This window comes from Dictyoglomus sp. (genome assembly GCF_049968615.1).
In the GTDB taxonomy this organism is placed as follows: domain Bacteria; phylum Dictyoglomota; class Dictyoglomia; order Dictyoglomales; family Dictyoglomaceae; genus Dictyoglomus; species Dictyoglomus turgidum.
This window is the reverse complement of sequence record NZ_JBMFQK010000030.1, coordinates 1-627: the sequence shown is the minus strand read 5'-3', so window position 1 is coordinate 627 and position 627 is coordinate 1. Positions and strand designations below refer to the sequence as shown.

Below are 627 nucleotides of genomic sequence, written 5' to 3'. Positions count from 1 at the left end.
ATTCTTTTGTTATCATCTTCCCATCTCTATCAAAGATTGCCTGCTTACCATTAATCATTGCTTTATAATACTTACTTTGTCCCCAGGCTAATCCATATTCATCTATCCAATCAAACCATTTTGGGCTTATCATATTTCCATCTTTATCAAAAATAGCATACTTATTACCTTTCTTTGCTATATACAGATTACTTTGTCCTTTAACTAAACCGTCTGGTTCTATATCATCAAACCAGTCTTTTGTTATCATATTTCCATCTTTATCAAAAATAGCCCATTTATCATCTTTCTTTGCAAGATAGTAATTACTTTCTCCTTTAACCAGTCCATCTGAATATATATCATCAAATAACTCTGATATTCTATTACCACTCTCATCAAAAATAGCCACACCCCTACTCTTTGCGATGTATAGGTTGCTTTCTCCACTAACTAAACCTTCTAAAGAAACACTGTAAAACCATTTCTTAGTTATCATATTTCCATCTTTATCAAAGATTGCATATCTATTACCGTTCTTTGCCACATATAGATTACTCTGCCCTCCTACTAAACCAGCTGAGTAAATGGTATCATACCACTGAGTTATTCTCTTTCCATCTTTATGAAAAATAGCCCACTTATAAT

1 protein-coding gene is annotated in these 627 nt (G+C 32.4%); it reads right to left on the bottom strand.

Going from position 1 to position 627, the window contains the following annotated elements; all coding sequences use genetic code 11:
• Positions 1 to 627, bottom strand: a 627-nt coding sequence (locus tag ACP5QL_RS09245) for a hypothetical protein (protein ID WP_428127302.1), incomplete at both ends; no start/stop codon positions are given.